Below are 15,064 nucleotides of genomic sequence, written 5' to 3'. Positions count from 1 at the left end.
AGGCCCGCATGTCGGCCCAGAACATCCCCCAGCTGGCGGTGGTGATGGGGCTCTGTACCGCAGGCGGTGCCTACGTCCCCGCCATGGCGGACGAGTCGATCATGGTCAAGAGCCAAGCCACCATCTTTCTGGCAGGCCCGCCGCTGGTCAAGGCCGCCACCGGCGAGGAGATCAGCGCCGAGGCCCTCGGCGGCGCCGAGGTACACTGCGCCCACTCAGGAGTGGCAGATCATATGGCCCGTGACGATGCCCATGCGTTGGCCATCGCCCGCACGCTGGTGACTCATCTGGGCAATGAACCGTTAGAGAGCAGCCCCGGCTACGAGCCCCCCAGCTACCCGATCGAAGAGCTCTACGGTCTGGTGGGAACCAGCCTCAAACGCCCTTACGACGCCCACGAACTGATTGCACGACTGGTGGATGGCTCTGACTTTGACGAATTCAAGGCGCTGTTCGGCACCACTCTGGTGACCGGCTTTGCCCGTATTTGCGGCATGGAAGTGGGGATCCTCGCCAACAACGGCGTGCTGCACAGCGACAGCGCCCAGAAGGGGGCCCACTTTATTCAGCTCTGTAACCGCCGCGCCATCCCGCTGCTCTTTTTGCAGAACATCACCGGTTTTATGGTGGGGAGTAGCGCAGAAAAGGAGGGGATCGCCAAGCACGGCGCCAAGCTGGTGACCGCAGTGGCCTGCAGCCGGGTGCCAAAGATCACCCTGATCGTCGGCGGCAGCTTTGGTGCCGGCAACTACGGCATGTGCGGCCGCGCCTATGAACCCGATTTTCTCTTTAGCTGGCCCAACAGCCGTATCTCTGTCATGGGGGGCGAGCAAGCTGCTGGAGTGCTGGTACAGGTGCGTCGGGACAAGCTGGCTGCCGAAGGCAAAGATTTGAGCGAGCAGGAAGCGGCCGCCATCCGAGCCCCGGTGATCGAGCAGTATGAGCGGCAGGGTCACCCCTACTACGCCAGCGCTCGCCTCTGGGATGATAGCGTCATCGACCCGGCCCAGAGCCGCACCGTGCTGGCGCTGGCGCTCGCCGCCTGTCAGGGTGCCCGCATTGAACCCGAGCAGTACGGCATCTTTCGGATGTAAGGAGCAAAACGATGTCAGATCCACTTACTTCCTCAGCACTTGGCTCTTCAACACAGGGCCCGTTTCGGCTGGAGCGGCACGGCCCGCTGGCCGAGCTGGTGCTGTCGCGCCCGGCCCGCCACAACGCCTTTGATGCCGACCTGATGCTGGGGCTGCTCGACTGCCTCGATGACCTGGCCCATCTCCATGGTCATGCTCTCGCCGAACGTCCCCACGTCCTGCTGCTGCGGGCCGAGGGCAAACACTTCTGCGCGGGCGCCGACCTCAACTGGATGCGCAATCTGGCTCACGCCGATTTCGATCCTTCCTCGTTTGACAAGAATCGCGAAGACGCCCGGGTACTGGCGCGGCTGATGCAGACCCTCGATGAGCTTCCCTTCCCTACGGTGGCGCTGGTGCAAGGGGCCGCCTACGGCGGGGCGCTGGGGCTGATCTGTGCCTGCGATATGGTGCTGGCCAGCGATGATGCCCGCTTCTGCCTCTCAGAGGTGAGCCTGGGTCTGGTGCCTGCGGTGATCAGCCCCTACGTGGTGCGCACCATGGGGATGCGTCAGGCGCGCCGCTACATGCTCAGTGCCGAGCCGTTCGATGCCATTACCGCCTGTCGGCTCAATGTGGCACACCAACTCTGCAAACCGGATCAACTGCTGGCGGAGGGGAGGGCGCAGGCCCTTCGTCTGTGCCGCAACGGGCCGGAGGCAATGAAAGAGACCAAACGGCTGCTGGCGGCGATAGAAGCCCATCCTTCCCGCCTGCACGAAGAAAAAACCGTCGAGACCATCGCCCGGGTTCGGGTGGGGCTCGAAGCCCAGGAGGGGATGCAAGCCTTCTTCGACAAACGTCCTCCCGCCTGGCGTCCCCGTTTCAAGGATGAGACATGACCCATCACACTCAGATTAAGCGCCTGCTGATCGCCAATCGCGGCGAAATCGCCGTGCGCATCATCAAGACGGCGAAACGCCTCGGCATTCACACCATCGCCCTCTACTCCGATGCCGACGCCCTTGCCATGCACACCCGTCTGGCCGATGAGGCCTGGCATCTGGGGCCCGCACCGGCCAGAGAGAGCTATCTCGACACCGGCAAGGTGCTGAAGATTGCCAAAGAGGCTCGCGCCGATGCCATCCATCCCGGTTACGGCTTTCTGTCGGAAAACAGCGATTTTGCCACCGCCTGCGAACAGCGCGGCCTGCGCTTTGTCGGCCCAAGCGGCGCCGCCATTCTCGCCATGGGCGACAAATCGGGCGCCAAGGCGCTGATGCAGGCGGCCGGTGTACCTGTACTGCCCGGCTATCACGGCACGGATCAGCGACCGGACTTCTTGCGCGATCAGGCGAGCCAGATTGGCTTCCCGCTACTTATCAAAGCGGCCAGTGGCGGCGGTGGCAAGGGGATGCGCCGGGTCGATCAGCTGGCCGACTTTGATGAGTCGCTGGCGGCAGTCAAACGGGAAGCCAAGGCCGCCTTTGGTGACGATCTGGTGCTGCTGGAGCGCTATCTGCCCCAAGCTCGCCACGTGGAAGTACAGGTCTTTGCCGATAGCCTCGGCAACGCCATCTATCTGGGGGACAGGGACTGCTCCTTGCAGCGACGCCATCAGAAGGTGATCGAAGAGGCGCCCGCCCCAGACATCCCTCCGGCTCTGCGCCGCGCCATGGGGGATGCGGCCGTGGCAGCAGCTAAAGCCATCCACTATCAGGGGGCGGGCACCATCGAATTTCTGCTCTGCAAGGATGAGTTCTTCTTTATGGAGATGAACACCCGGCTGCAAGTGGAGCATCCGGTCACCGAAGCGGTAACCGGGCAGGATCTGGTGGCCTGGCAACTGGCCGTGGCCGAGGGCAAGCCACTGCCACTCACCCAAGATGAGGTGGTGCTGCGCGGCCATGCGGTGGAGGCGCGCCTCTACGCCGAGGATGTGGCGGCTGGTTTTCTGCCTGCCAGCGGGCCTATCCACTGGCTCCAGTGGCCGGATAGTGTGCGCATCGACACCGGCGTTACCGCTGGCGATGAGGTCAGCCCCTATTACGATCCCATGATCGCCAAGCTGATCGCCCACGGCCAGAGCCGCGCCGAGGCGTTCGCCAAACTGGCCGATGCGCTGGCTGCGCTGGATCTCGGCCCGCTGGTGCACAACGGCGCGCTCTTGCTGCGCCTTTGTGAAGAGCCCGACGTCCTGGCCATGGGCCACCATACCCAGTGGCCCATCCCCACCACAGCACGGCCCATTCCTGAGCTCGCCTGGCCGCTGGCTACCCTCTGGCTGGCGAGCCGCCCTGCGGGCACCTCCCCCTGGCAGCAAGCCTGCGGATTTCGGCTGGGGCCGGATCGCTGCTGGACTGCGGCGGTACGGATCGGCGATGAGCGGCGGGTATTGACCCTTCACGATCGTGACGGCCAGTTTGAGTGGCAAGGGGAGACCCGTTGCTACCAGAGAGGTGACGACCATATCCGGCTGCAACAGGGCGGCGGCTGGCAGCAGATCCCCATTCAGACGGTCGCAGGCTCGGAGGCAACCTTCATCATGACCCTGGCGGGCCAGCGCATCCGCTTCGCGGCCGATGATTGGCAGCACAGCCACCTCCATGATCAGGCAAGCGAGAAGGCGCAGGGCGCCATCGCGCCCATGCACGGCATAGTGGTAGCCGTGCTGGTCGAGCAGGGACAAACGGTTAGCAAGGGGCAACCCCTGCTGGTGCTGGAGGCGATGAAGATGGAACACCAGTTGCGTGCAGAGCGGGACGGGGTAATTGAGGCGCTGCAGTGCAAGCAGGGCGAGCAGGTGAGCCAGGGAGCCGTACTGGTGCGCTTTGCCGAAGAGATAGCCACACAGGAGGATCACCCATGAACCGAGCACAGGACGTCCGTGACGACAGGGTCAGTCTGGTGGAGATGGGGCCGCGCGATGGCCTGCAAAATGAAGCTGCCCCCCTCTCCCTGGTACAGCGGCTGGAGCTGATCCAGCGCCTTACCGACAGCGGTCTGCAACGCATCGAGGTGGGTGCCTTTGTCTCTGCCAAAAAGGTGCCACAGATGGCGGACTCCGCAGCGCTGTTCGAGTCACTGCCGCGCAAGGGACCGACCCGTTACGGCGCTCTGGTACCCAATCTGCAAGGCTTGCAGGCTGCCATTGCCGCCCGTGCCGACGAGATTGGCCTCTTCACCGCCTGCTCCGATGGCTTTACCCGCGCCAATATCGGCATCAGCGTGGAGGAGTCGCTGGTACGTTTCGCTCCGCTGGTGCAGGAGGCGCGCCGCCTTGGCATCAAGGTGCGCGGCTACCTCTCCACCGTCATCGCCTGCCCGTTCGATGGCCCGACCCGCCCGAAACGGGTCGCCGCCATGGCCGAGCAGTTGCTGGATCTCGGCTGCCACGAAATTTCGCTGGGGGATACCATCGGCGTCGGCACTCCGGGCACGGTGGCGCCCATGCTGGATGCGGTGCTGCACGAGATCCCGGCGGGGCGGCTCGCGGTCCATTTTCACGACACCTACGGTCAGGGGCTGGCAAACCTGCTGCCCGCGCTGGAACGGGGTATTCGCACCATCGACTGCTCGGTGGCGGGGCTTGGCGGCTGCCCCTATGCGCCGGGCGCCTCCGGCAATGTGGCGTCAGAAGAGGTGGTCTACCTGCTGCACGGCCTAGGCATGACGACCGGAGTGGATCTCGACAAACTGGCGGCCACCGGCCAGTGGGTGAGCGAGCAGCTCGGCCGCCCCAACGGCTCGCGAGTCGGTCAGGCCCTGCACGCCAATGCCGAGCGGCTGCGCGCCCGCCTCTGCCAGCCACACTCCCGGCAACAGGAGTCATAACCATGTCCCGTTCCCTGCCCGGCAAGGAGATCACCTACAGCATTTCAGAGCTGGCCCACGAGTTCGATGTCACACCGCGTACTATCCGCTACTACGAGGACGAGGGGCTGCTCACCCCGCAGCGGGAGGGGCAGACCCGCATCTACAGCCATCGGGACAAGATCCGGCTCAAGTTGACCCTGCGCGGCAAACGGCTGGGGTTTAGCCTGGCCGAGATCCGCGAGCTGTTCGATATGTACGACACCGACAAATCGAGCAAAACCCAGCTCCACTCCATGATCCAGCTGATCGATGAAAAGCGCGACGCCCTGCGCCAGCAACTGGAGGATATCCAGATGGTGATGGCCGAGCTGGAAGCCGCCGAACAGCGCTGTGTTAATTCCCTTAACAGCTTGAAAACTGGCGCAGATTAACCGAATCTGGGAGCAAGCTATTGCCTTGGGGATCCCATGAGATATTGGTGCTGGTTTTTGCTCTTGTTCAGCCTCTCTGGCTGGAGCCATCCCCTCATCAAGGTCGGCGGTTATCCCTATGCCCCGTTCGTGGTCAAAGTGTCGGATGACCACTATGAAGGGCTGACGCTGGACCTCATCGCCAAGCTAAACGAGATCCAGCAAGAGGTAAGATTCGTGTTTGTTCCCACCTCGGCCGCCAACCGTTACAAGGCGCTCGATCTGGGCCGTTTCTCGCTGATGCTGTTTGAAGACAGCAAATGGGGCTGGCAAACCGACAAGTTAAAGATGACAGCCCCCTTTCTCGGCGGTGGCGAGGTCTATGTGGCCCTGAACAAAACGGGTCGGGATCAGCGCTTTTTCGATGACCCCTCTCGGCATCATCTTATCGGGGTGACCGGCTACCACTACGGCGTCGGCCAGTTTAATGCCGATCCCGTCTACCTGCAGCGCAAGCTCAATATCACCCTGGTCAAAGACAATGTCAGCGCCCTGCAAGCCCTGCTCAAAGGACGTGGCGAGGTAGCCATTCTCAACGTCTCATACCTTAACCAGTATCTGCTGGCCCACCCCGACACAGCCGACCAGTTGCTGATCTCGCAAAAATGGGATCAGCATTACCAGCACCGCGCCATCCTCCACCCCGCGGCCCCCATTACCCCTGCCCAGCTGGAACAGTGGCTGGCAGCGCTGCAACAAAAGGGTGAACTGGATCGCCTTTGGACAAAGTACGGCGTACAACAGCACGCAACCCCATGATTACTATCCAGCTTTTCTGTACCATGGCGGGAACCCAATGGGAGTGCACCAAATGAACACCACCGAGCCCGCGTCCCCCAAGCCCCGCTTGCTGCGCTACCTTGCCTACGCTTTCCTGCTGCTTCTTATCCTGATCACCCTGCTGCTGTGGCAAACCCCCCGTCTGGTCCAGCGCTATCTGCCCGGCTGGCTGGCCGAGCACTACGGCCTGCAACTGACGCTGGGGGAGATTGACGTTGAACTGCGAAATCCTTCTCTCACCCTCGGCGTGACCGCCCTGCTCGATGCCAAACAGCAGCCCATCATCGGTTTTGAGCAGCTTTTTATCACCCCAAACCTGCAAGCCAGCTGGCAGCAGAAAGGGGTCGTGCTTTCCGCCGTCACCCTGACCAAACCCGTGGTGCTGCTGCAACGGCTGACAGACAAAAAAGGGGATGTTCGACTCAATCTGACCGATGCGCTGGCCACCCTGCTCCCCCCTGCCCCCTCCCCCGAGCCCGAGACAACGAGCGCCCCGCTGCTGGTCGACATTGCCAGCCTCGCAGTCACTGACGGGCATGTGCGCTATCAGGATCAACGCAAGGAGAGCGAACCCGGCTGGCTGCCGCCCCTCAATCTGGAAAAAGTGACCCTCAAGCTCGATAACCTGCGCACCGAAGCAAACCACCCGACCGCCTATAAGCTGAGCGCCGCCATCAACGGCAAAAGCACCCTCGCCGCTCACGGCAAACTCGATGTGATGAGTGGCATGGGTCAGGGCAAGGTGAGCCTCACGCAAGTCGAGCTTAAACCCTTCGCTCCGCTCTGGGCCCCCTACCTCAAGCTGGATCTGGCCAAGGGCCACGCCAATACAGAGGTGGAATACCAGCTCAAAGAGGGCAAGCAAGGGGTACAGTGGCAATTGTCCAAAGGCAAGCTGACGCTGGACAACTGGCAGCTTAAAAAACACAAGGGCGACGAATTTGCCCGCTTCGGCCAGTTGGCCCTGAGCGAGTTGGCGGTCGATGGCCAGAAACAGTCACTGCAGATCGGCAAGGTCACTCTGCAACAGCCCCTGCTCAAGGCCACCCTCAACGTACAGCAAGAGCTGGATCTGGCTGACTTGCTGATTGAGCAGGCTACCGCCAAGCCCTTCAAAGAAGCCAACGCCGCAAACGAGGTGGCCAACAATGCGGCGCCCAAGTCGGCACAACAGACAAAGGCAACCGGTAACGGCAAGAAACAAGGGGCAGAGAAACCCTGGCAGTGGCAGATCAAGCAGATCCTTATCGAAAAGGGCGATCTCACCCTCACCGAATCGAGCAGCGGCAAACCGCTGGCACGCCAGCTCTCCGGCCTCAAGCTAGCGCTGGGGCCACTGGGCAGCAAGGGGGAGCAACCGAGCAAACTGACTCTGGCCACCCAGTTCAACCAGAGCAGCCCCCTCGCCTTTGATGGCCAACTGACCCTGACTCCTTTCACCTTAAGCGGCGACATCAACCAGCAGGGACTGCCCCTGACGCTGGCACAGCCCTATCTGGCTGATCTGGTGCGCATCAAGGTGCAAAACGGGCTGCTGAGCAGCAAGACCCGACTCGATCTTGCCACCACCCCCCAGGGGGATCTAAACAAGCTGACCCTGCAAGGGGGGCTCGATGTCAACGGGCTCAAGGTGGTCGATCGGGCAGATAACCAACGGCTGCTGGAGTTCAACACCCTGGCACTCACCGGTCTGACGTACGACGGCATCAGCCAGCAGATGCGGATCAAGGAGATTGCTCTGAACAAGCCCTTCGCCCGCATCGAGATCAACGAGGATGGCACCACCAACCTGCAACAGCTGCTGTTACCGCAACCGGCGGCAGCTAAAAGTACTCAAGCAGCGGCAGGCAGCAAGGCGCCCGACTTTCGTTTCAGCATCGACCAGCTGCGTACCGAGCAGGGCAACCTGCGCTTTGCTGATCGCAGTCTGAGTCAGGATTTTGTGGCCGATATCGCCTCGCTGGGCGGCCAGAGCCGTCATATCAGCAATATTCCGGGGCAACGCTCCGAACTCTCCTACAACGGCAAGGTGGATCGCTATGCGCCGGTGACCATTCGCGGCGGCACCAACCTGCTGGTGGCCAACCCGATCCTCGACATCGCAGTGGCCTTCAACAATCTGGAGCTCACTACCTTTACCCCCTACTCGGGCACCTATGCCGGTTATGCCATCGACAAGGGGCAGCTCTCCATGAAGCTGCACTACAAGCTGGAGGGCAACCGGCTGGAGGGGGATAACGACATCACCATCAAGAAGCTGCAACTGGGCGAGAAGATCAAGAGCGATCAGGCCAAGGATCTGCCGCTGGGGCTGGCCATCGCCCTGCTGAGCGATGCCAACGGGGTGATACAGATGAACCTCAAGGTGAAGGGCGATCTCGATCAACCGGACTTCAGCATCGGCAATATCTTCTGGGATGTGCTGGGCAACACCCTGAGCAAGGCGATCACCTCCCCCTTCTCCCTGCTCGCCTCGCTGGCCGATGGCACCGAAGATCTCGACGAACTCCCCTTCCTGCCGGGGGAGCCCGATCTCACCCCCACCCAGCAGGAAAAACTGGTCAAGCTGGCGCAGGCCCTCAAGGATAGACCCAAGCTCAGCATGAACATCCGCGGCAAGGTCAACTTCAACGAAGAGCGCCCCATCCTGCAACGGCAAAAGCTGGAGCGGGTACTGGCCAAGCTCACCGGCAATCAGGCGGATCTCGACCTGCTGGAACAGGACCCCGCCCTGCAAGAGGCGCTGGCCCAGGCCTATGAAGAGCGCTTTGGCGAAGATCTGGATGATCTGGCCGATCGGCTCCATCTGGATGAAGAGAGCGCGGCACTGCGGGCCCAGGCGGTGCTCCTGCTGCGGGATCAGCAGCTCATCACCGCCAAATCCCTGCGCAATCTCGCCATGCGCCGGGCACAAAATACCAAGGAGTTTCTGGTCGACAGCCAGGGGATCGCCCCGGAACGGCTGTTTGTGCTCGACAGCCAGGTCAAGGAAGAGGACAAAGAAGCAAAAGTGATCCTGACGCTGGATCAGTAACACCGACGCACTTCGCATAAAGCGTAATAAAAATACAACCCTTCAACTATTTTGACACCTTTTGCTCACCAAACAGCCTGCTTTGGTGAGCATTTGGCCTCTAATGCAAATAATCACGTAGTTTTTTTACGATTTATCCCCCTTGCCCCCTTGCGGGCGCACCACAGCCTGCCTAAAATCGCGCGTCTTTTGTTAACCCCCACCTCTATTTTTGGAGAATGCCACGTGAGCGAAAAATTGGCCAACCCTGCCCCTCTGGGTCTGATGGGTTTCGGTATGACCACCATCCTGCTGAACATCCATAACGCAGGTTTCTTCCCCATCAGCGCCATGATCCTGGCCATGGGCCTGTGCTACGGCGGTATGGCCCAGATCGTCGCGGGTATCATGGAGTACAAGCGTGGCAACACCTTCGGTGTGACCGCCTTTATCTCCTACGGTTTCTTCTGGTTGAGCCTGGTGTTCCTGCTGGTCATGCCGACCATGGGTCTGGCCGAAGCCACCCCGCACGCCTACATGGGCTGGTACCTGCTGCTGTGGGGTGTTTTCACCCTGTTCATGCTGGTCGGTACTGTCAACTACCCGCGCGCCAAGCAGTTCGTGTTCGCTTCCCTGACCGTGCTGTTCTTCCTGCTGGCCGCCCGTGACTTCACCGGCAGCACCCTGATCGGCACCATCGCCGGTTTCGAAGGCATCATCTGTGGCGCCAGCGCCATCTACCTGGCCATGGCCACCGTGATCAACGAGCAGTTCGGCCGCACCGTGATGCCGATCGGCGATCACAAGAAAGCCGCCGCCGTACAGCTGAAAGCCGCTGCCTGATAGGCAAGCCACTCAGATTGTGGATTGTGAAAAAGGCACCCTCGGGTGCCTTTTTGCTATCTCGAATAACCATTCAACCGATCGGTTATCAGGTAAATGACCCAGCGTCCGCCTCCCCCGCCAGCAAGCGAGTCGCGGGGAAACGCAGTGCGGGATCCTGGCTAAAGAACTGGCTCAGTTGCCGGTATACAGCGGGATAGACCTGCTGCAGCCGCAGCGGATCGGTAAAGAAACACTCGCCGCAGACGGCGAAAAACTCCGCGGGATGTTCAGCAGCATAGGGATCGATGGCGGTCACTTCGTCCCGGTCGAGTTGTTGGCAGAGCGCATCGAAGGCGGCCTGAAAGGCCTGTTGCCACAGCTGGCTGCTCATCTGCCCCGGCAACGGCGGCGCGCCGTCCGCCTCACCGCCCAACATATCGAGCTTGTGGGCCAGCTCGTGGATCACCAGATTAAAGCCGTCCCAGTCACCATCCTGCTGCAGTTCGCTCCAGGCCAGCACCAGCGGCCCTTGCGGCCAGGATTCACCGGCGTTCTCCTCTTCAAACTCGCTCACCAGACCGAACTCATCCTGCACTTCCTGACGCCGGGTGACGGGTTCGGGAATGATGATGACTTCGTGAAAGCCGCGATACCAGTCAAGGCCGAGATGAAGAATGGGCAACGCCGCCTGCAGCACCAGCACCGCCTGTTGGCGTGGGCTGAGCTCGACCCCGATCAGGGTCAGTGTCTTGCGCTTGAGCAGCTGTTGCCCCAAGCCGATAAGCGTCGTCTGCTCGGTGTCGCTGAGCCCTTGCAAGATGGGCACTGCTGCCAGCGCCTGACGCCACAGCGCCAACTCATCCTCACTCATGGGCGTTTGCGGGCGGCGACCACCCAGCCATTTGAACCATCCCAGCACGCCTACTCCTTCTTTTGATGCAAACAACAGGTCACAACAGTTTGACGAACCGTTTCGGCCGCTCCTGATAATCCTGCGCCAGATAGAAACGGTGGGCCGCCTCGCGCTTGAGACTGCTGGATAGCTCCAGCTGGGCGCAACCTGCGGCCCGCGCCATCGCTTCAGCGCCCTTGAGCAAGGCTGCACCCACTCCCGCCCCTCTTGCCCCTTCATCGACAACCAGCGCCGAGATCAGGCCCCAAGCTGGTGCAACATGCAGCGGTGCCAGCTTGTGCCACACCAGCACGCCGACCACCTTGTCGGCCAGGGATGCGAGCAGCACAACGCTCGCGGGATCCGGCGCCAACAGGCGCGCCGTCACGTCAGCACCTTCGGCAGGATACCCCAATTGGCTGAACAGGTGGGCGATGGAGCTCCCGTCGTCGGCCTCAGGGGGACGGATTGTCAACGTTTCAGGGTCATTTTTCATTGTTGGCCTCATGTTTGCTTTCCATTGTGTTACGCCCGTCACATTGTCTGGCGCAGATCAACAAGGAGGATCTCATCTTTACTCATAGAAAACGCTGCCTGCCATTATCCCCCCACCCTTGTCAATTCACAAATTTGCAACAAGACAACATTTTTCGCTGGGAAGCACCGATACAACTCGATATGTTACACCCCATGCATGGCGCCTGTTTGCGCTCTGCTTATCCCCTCAACCTCGCGCTCATTTGTTAACTGGATTGTTAACAGACTGGGCCAAAAACAGTGACAGAGAGCGAGGCCAAGATCTCGCCAAGACAGCGCTACAAACACAACAAAGGAGTTGTTGTACATGAATGAAATCGTCAATGCCATCAATGGTGTAATCTGGAGCCCTGCGCTCATTTACCTGTGTCTGGGGGTCGGTCTTTACTTCTCCCTGCGCACCCGTTTTTTGCAACTGCGTCATATCAAAGAGATGGTGCGCCTGATGTTTGATGGCAAGAGCACCGATGCCGGTGTCTCCTCCTTCCAGGCGCTCGCTATGACCCTGGCCGGTCGCGTGGGTACCGGTAACATCGCCGGTGTGGCCACCGCTATCACCTTCGGTGGCCCGGGCGCCCTGTTCTGGATGTGGATGGTTGCCTTCCTCGGCGCTAGCTCCGCCTTCGTGGAGTCCACTCTGGGTCAGGTTTACAAAGAGAAGATCAACGGTGAATACCGCGGCGGCCCGGCCTTCTATATCGAAAAAGGGCTTGGCATGAAGTGGTACGCCTGGACCTTCGCCATCGCCACCGTCTTCGCCTGCGGCGTGCTGCTGCCGGGCGTGCAGGCCAACTCCATCGGTTCAAGCCTGCAGACCGCCTTTAATATCGATCCGAACGTCACTGCCGCCGGTCTGGCGCTGCTGCTCGGCTTTATTATCTTCGGTGGCGTCAAGCGTATCGCCAACTTCGCCAGTACCGTAGTGCCCTTTATGGCGCTGGGCTACATCATCGTGGCTTGCGTCATCATCGCCCTCAATATCGGCCAGCTGCCGGGCGTGCTCCTGCTGATCTGGAAGAGCGCCTTCGGTCTGGAGGCCGGTTTCGGTGCCATTCTGGGTCTGGCCATCATGTGGGGGGTAAAACGCGGGGTCTACTCCAACGAAGCGGGTCAGGGTACCGGGCCGCACGCCTCCTCTGCTGCGGCAGTGAGTCACCCGGCCAAGCAGGGTCTGGTGCAGGCGTTCTCCGTCTATATCGACACCCTGTTCGTCTGCTCCGCCACCGGCTTTATGCTGCTGATCACCGGTCTCTATAACGTACAAGGACCGGACGGCGCCGCCATCTACACGGGTATTGCCGGTATCGCAGCAGGCCCGGGCTATGTGCAGACCGCCATGGAGAGCATGATGCCGGGCTTTGGCAGCATTTTCGTGGCCATCGCGTTGTTCTTCTTCGCGTTCACCACCATCGTTGCCTACTACTACATCGCCGAAACCAACATCGCCTACATCAACCGCAAGATTAATCGCCCCTGGCTCACCTTCTTGCTGAAGATTGCGCTGATGGCTGCCACCGTCTACGGCACCGTCAAGACTGCAGATCTGGCGTGGGGCATGGGTGATATCGGGGTCGGTCTGATGGCCTGGCTCAACATCGTCGCCATCCTGCTGCTGCAAAAGACCGCCTTCACCTGTCTGAAGGATTATGAAGCGCAACAGGCACAAGGCATTGACCCCGTGTTCCACCCGGAGAAGCTCGGCATCAAGAACGCCGATTACTGGGTGGGCAAACGCTCCGAAGAGAACCTGGAGCTGGAGAAATCGGGCCATCAGTTCGAACCGGATCAGGATCGCAAGACCTCCTGAATCAAAACGACATAAGACATCAATAAAAAATGGCAGCCTCGGCTGCCGTTTTTATTTATTTAACTTCAACAGGTTACATTCAAATCAAGGAGTTAAGTGCCACATAAGGGGACACTTTGGGACGTGAAAAGACACCAAAATTGGCAAAATGTGGACACTTTTTTCTGCCCATTCTCGCGGAAGATCAAGCTGGCCTAAGATGGTTTTCCAGCGGGTTAAAGCGGACCGCATCATTCAGATAATCCGGTGCAAAGTGGGCATAGGTCATCGTCTGATGAAATATCAAGTGGCAGCCCTCAAACGGTGGAACGCCCCCGTTTATGGATTTCGCGTGTGCGAGGCTCACCACGACGGCACCCCGCACTGGCACCTGCTGCTATTTATGCGCCCGGAAGATCGCAACCGGGTGATCGGTATCCTGCAACGCTATGCCCTGACCGATGACCACGACGAGCTGGTACGGGATATCAAGGGCGCCCCACCCTTTACCGACTTTACTCCCCGCTTCGACTGGAAAGAGATAGACCCGGCCAAGGGCGATGCCGCGGGCTATATCGCCAAATACATTGCCAAGAACATCGACGGCGCCTACCTGGACGACGACGAGGAGGCTGGCACCGCCGCCGATGAGGGCGCCCTGCATGCCGTGGCTTGGGCCAGTTGGTGGGGCATTCGCACCTTCCAGCAGATCGGCGGTGCCCCGGTCGGGGTATGGCGCGAGCTGCGCCGCATCAGCAACGCCAAGAAGCATGCCGATCTGGTGGGCCCACCCAAGCCCGTGCTGCAAGACCCGCGCTTTGAGGCGGCCCGCTTTGCCGCAGATAACGGCATCTTTCGCTGCTACCTGCACGCCATGGGCGGCGCACTGGCCACCCGTGCCGAGCACCCCATCAAGCTGGCCCACCTCATCGAGGAGCAGGCAAACAGCTATGGCGAAGACATCAAACGCCTGATGGGCATTACCTCCGCTCGCCTTGGCATCAAGACCCGCCTGCAAGGGTGGGAAATTGTGCCTGCCGGCACCCATGAAGCCAGGAAAGCCGCCGAGGCTGCAGCGAGGGGGGTTGGGGTTAAGACGGGCGACAGCCCGGCACCTTGGAGCTCTGACAATAACTGTACGGTACCGGATCCTGATGCTTTCACAGACCAGATCATGAGGGAACAATGGGGGTTGTCGCCCTTCTCCATTGACCGTTTACGGTCGGGTGCCAGTGTCAGGGCCGACGGTTTCACCCTATGGCTGGAGAACGGCCAACTGCAATCATGCCGATCGCTACCAAGCGAGCCGGATTGGCAGCCTGAAGGACTTCGGCCCGCCGAACGGGACCAGCCGGATGAGTTCGCGGTACCGGAAGGCGACCAAGACTGGCCAATGCTGGTTGAACTCTGCGGTCAGGTGTACCAGGCACAAGGCCACGCCGGGGCTCACCGCTGGATCGAAATGCTGCCGCAACCCTATCAGTCGGAGATGTGGCGAGTACTGGAAGGGCTGAATGCACCGGAGTGACTGCACGAACAGGATGACTACAGCTAGGAGTGGGCATGAACAGCAAGCAGAACATCAGCCACAAAAATCTAGGGGTCAGGCGAATACACCTAGACAATTGAGATATGTTAGTAATAACATGATTTAAAAGTGATTTTTCTTTAGCGGTTACCGTAATGACACGGTGTTGTATAGATGTATACATAAACAAACTAATACCGCATTTGATCTAATCATTATTGAATTTTCATTAAAAACTGAGGTGTAAAATGACTAATCAAGAAATTGCAAAATTAATACAAAGAAAATATCTTTACACTAAACCGCTGACAGAACAAGAAACTTTAACCATATTAATAAAAGTA

11 protein-coding genes and 1 pseudogene are annotated in these 15,064 nt (G+C 60.1%); 10 read left to right on the top strand and 2 right to left on the bottom strand.

Annotated elements, in window-relative coordinates; translation table 11 throughout:
- From ACRAUW_RS12555 to ACRAUW_RS12520, 8 genes are all read left to right on the top strand, one after another.
- Positions 1-1,094 (top strand): carboxyl transferase domain-containing protein (locus ACRAUW_RS12555; protein WP_431362542.1); only part of this gene is annotated, 1,094 nt, incomplete at its 5' end.
- 11 nt (positions 1,095-1,105) lie between these two features.
- Complete coding sequence (locus tag ACRAUW_RS12550; protein ID WP_431362541.1) at positions 1,106-1,975, top strand: enoyl-CoA hydratase-related protein; 870 nt, start codon at positions 1,106-1,108, stop codon at positions 1,973-1,975.
- Positions 1,972-3,942 carry an acetyl/propionyl/methylcrotonyl-CoA carboxylase subunit alpha gene (locus tag ACRAUW_RS12545; protein ID WP_431362540.1) on the top strand — a complete coding sequence of 657 codons (1,971 nt, stop codon included), beginning with the start codon at positions 1,972-1,974 and terminating at the stop codon, positions 3,940-3,942. Before ACRAUW_RS12550 ends, ACRAUW_RS12545 begins: the two co-directional genes overlap by 4 nt.
- Positions 3,939-4,907 (top strand): hydroxymethylglutaryl-CoA lyase, encoded by a 969-nt coding sequence (locus ACRAUW_RS12540; RefSeq protein ID WP_431362539.1) that lies wholly within the window; start codon positions 3,939-3,941, stop codon positions 4,905-4,907. Before ACRAUW_RS12545 ends, ACRAUW_RS12540 begins: the two co-directional genes overlap by 4 nt.
- A 2-nt stretch (positions 4,908-4,909) precedes the next feature.
- The gene (locus ACRAUW_RS12535) at positions 4,910-5,320 is read left to right on the top strand and encodes a MerR family transcriptional regulator (protein ID WP_236380481.1); all 411 of its coding nucleotides are present in this window, start codon (positions 4,910-4,912) and stop codon (positions 5,318-5,320) included.
- A 36-nt stretch (positions 5,321-5,356) separates the two neighbouring features.
- Positions 5,357-6,118: a substrate-binding periplasmic protein gene (locus ACRAUW_RS12530; protein WP_431362538.1), complete on the top strand. Its 762-nt coding sequence runs from the start codon at positions 5,357-5,359 to the stop codon at positions 6,116-6,118.
- A 52-nt stretch (positions 6,119-6,170) separates the two neighbouring features.
- The gene (locus ACRAUW_RS12525; RefSeq protein WP_431362537.1) at positions 6,171-9,173 is read left to right on the top strand and encodes a DUF748 domain-containing protein; all 3,003 of its coding nucleotides are present in this window, start codon (positions 6,171-6,173) and stop codon (positions 9,171-9,173) included.
- A 225-nt stretch (positions 9,174-9,398) separates the two neighbouring features.
- Positions 9,399-9,995, top strand: coding sequence for an acetate uptake transporter (locus tag ACRAUW_RS12520; RefSeq protein ID WP_042062716.1), 597 nt, complete (start codon positions 9,399-9,401; stop codon positions 9,993-9,995).
- Positions 9,996-10,083: 88 nt separating this feature from the next.
- Here the strand turns inward: ACRAUW_RS12520 and ACRAUW_RS12515 are convergent, their stop codons facing one another.
- On the bottom strand, positions 10,084-10,848 hold the full coding sequence (locus ACRAUW_RS12515) for a zinc-dependent peptidase (protein ID WP_431362543.1): 765 nt from the start codon (positions 10,846-10,848) through the stop codon (positions 10,084-10,086).
- A gap of 79 nt (positions 10,849-10,927) precedes the next feature.
- On the bottom strand, positions 10,928-11,365 hold the full coding sequence (locus ACRAUW_RS12510) for a GNAT family N-acetyltransferase (RefSeq protein WP_431362536.1): 438 nt from the start codon (positions 11,363-11,365) through the stop codon (positions 10,928-10,930).
- Positions 11,366-11,713: 348 nt separating this feature from the next.
- On the opposite strand from ACRAUW_RS12510, the gene ACRAUW_RS12505 reads away from it, so the two are divergent.
- Positions 11,714-13,213 carry an alanine/glycine:cation symporter family protein gene (locus tag ACRAUW_RS12505; protein WP_431362535.1) on the top strand — a complete coding sequence of 500 codons (1,500 nt, stop codon included), beginning with the start codon at positions 11,714-11,716 and terminating at the stop codon, positions 13,211-13,213.
- Between the two features lie 289 nt (positions 13,214-13,502).
- Positions 13,503-14,720: pseudogene (locus ACRAUW_RS12500) on the top strand (replication endonuclease); the annotation flags it as partial.
- Positions 14,721-15,064 lie beyond the last annotated feature (344 nt).

Origin of the sequence: Aeromonas sp. (assembly GCF_050633025.1) — a bacterium.
Lineage (GTDB): Bacteria > Pseudomonadota > Gammaproteobacteria > Enterobacterales > Aeromonadaceae > Aeromonas.
This window is presented reverse-complemented; position numbering and strand designations above follow the sequence as displayed.

Excerpts from the sequence above, each read along its gene's own strand:
- ACRAUW_RS12550 (WP_431362541.1), top strand. The coding sequence starts at position 1,106 with ATGTCAGATCCACTTACTTCCTCAGCACTTGGCTCTTCAACACAGGGC.
- ACRAUW_RS12545 (WP_431362540.1), top strand. The coding sequence starts at position 1,972 with ATGACCCATCACACTCAGATTAAGCGCCTGCTGATCGCCAATCGCGGC.
- ACRAUW_RS12540 (WP_431362539.1), top strand. The coding sequence starts at position 3,939 with ATGAACCGAGCACAGGACGTCCGTGACGACAGGGTCAGTCTGGTGGAG.
- ACRAUW_RS12535 (WP_236380481.1), top strand. The coding sequence starts at position 4,910 with ATGTCCCGTTCCCTGCCCGGCAAGGAGATCACCTACAGCATTTCAGAG.
- ACRAUW_RS12530 (WP_431362538.1), top strand. The coding sequence starts at position 5,357 with ATGAGATATTGGTGCTGGTTTTTGCTCTTGTTCAGCCTCTCTGGCTGG.
- ACRAUW_RS12525 (WP_431362537.1), top strand. The coding sequence starts at position 6,171 with ATGAACACCACCGAGCCCGCGTCCCCCAAGCCCCGCTTGCTGCGCTAC.
- ACRAUW_RS12515 (WP_431362543.1), bottom strand. The coding sequence starts at position 10,848 with ATGAGTGAGGATGAGTTGGCGCTGTGGCGTCAGGCGCTGGCAGCAGTG.
- ACRAUW_RS12510 (WP_431362536.1), bottom strand. The coding sequence starts at position 11,365 with ATGAAAAATGACCCTGAAACGTTGACAATCCGTCCCCCTGAGGCCGAC.
- ACRAUW_RS12505 (WP_431362535.1), top strand. The coding sequence starts at position 11,714 with ATGAATGAAATCGTCAATGCCATCAATGGTGTAATCTGGAGCCCTGCG.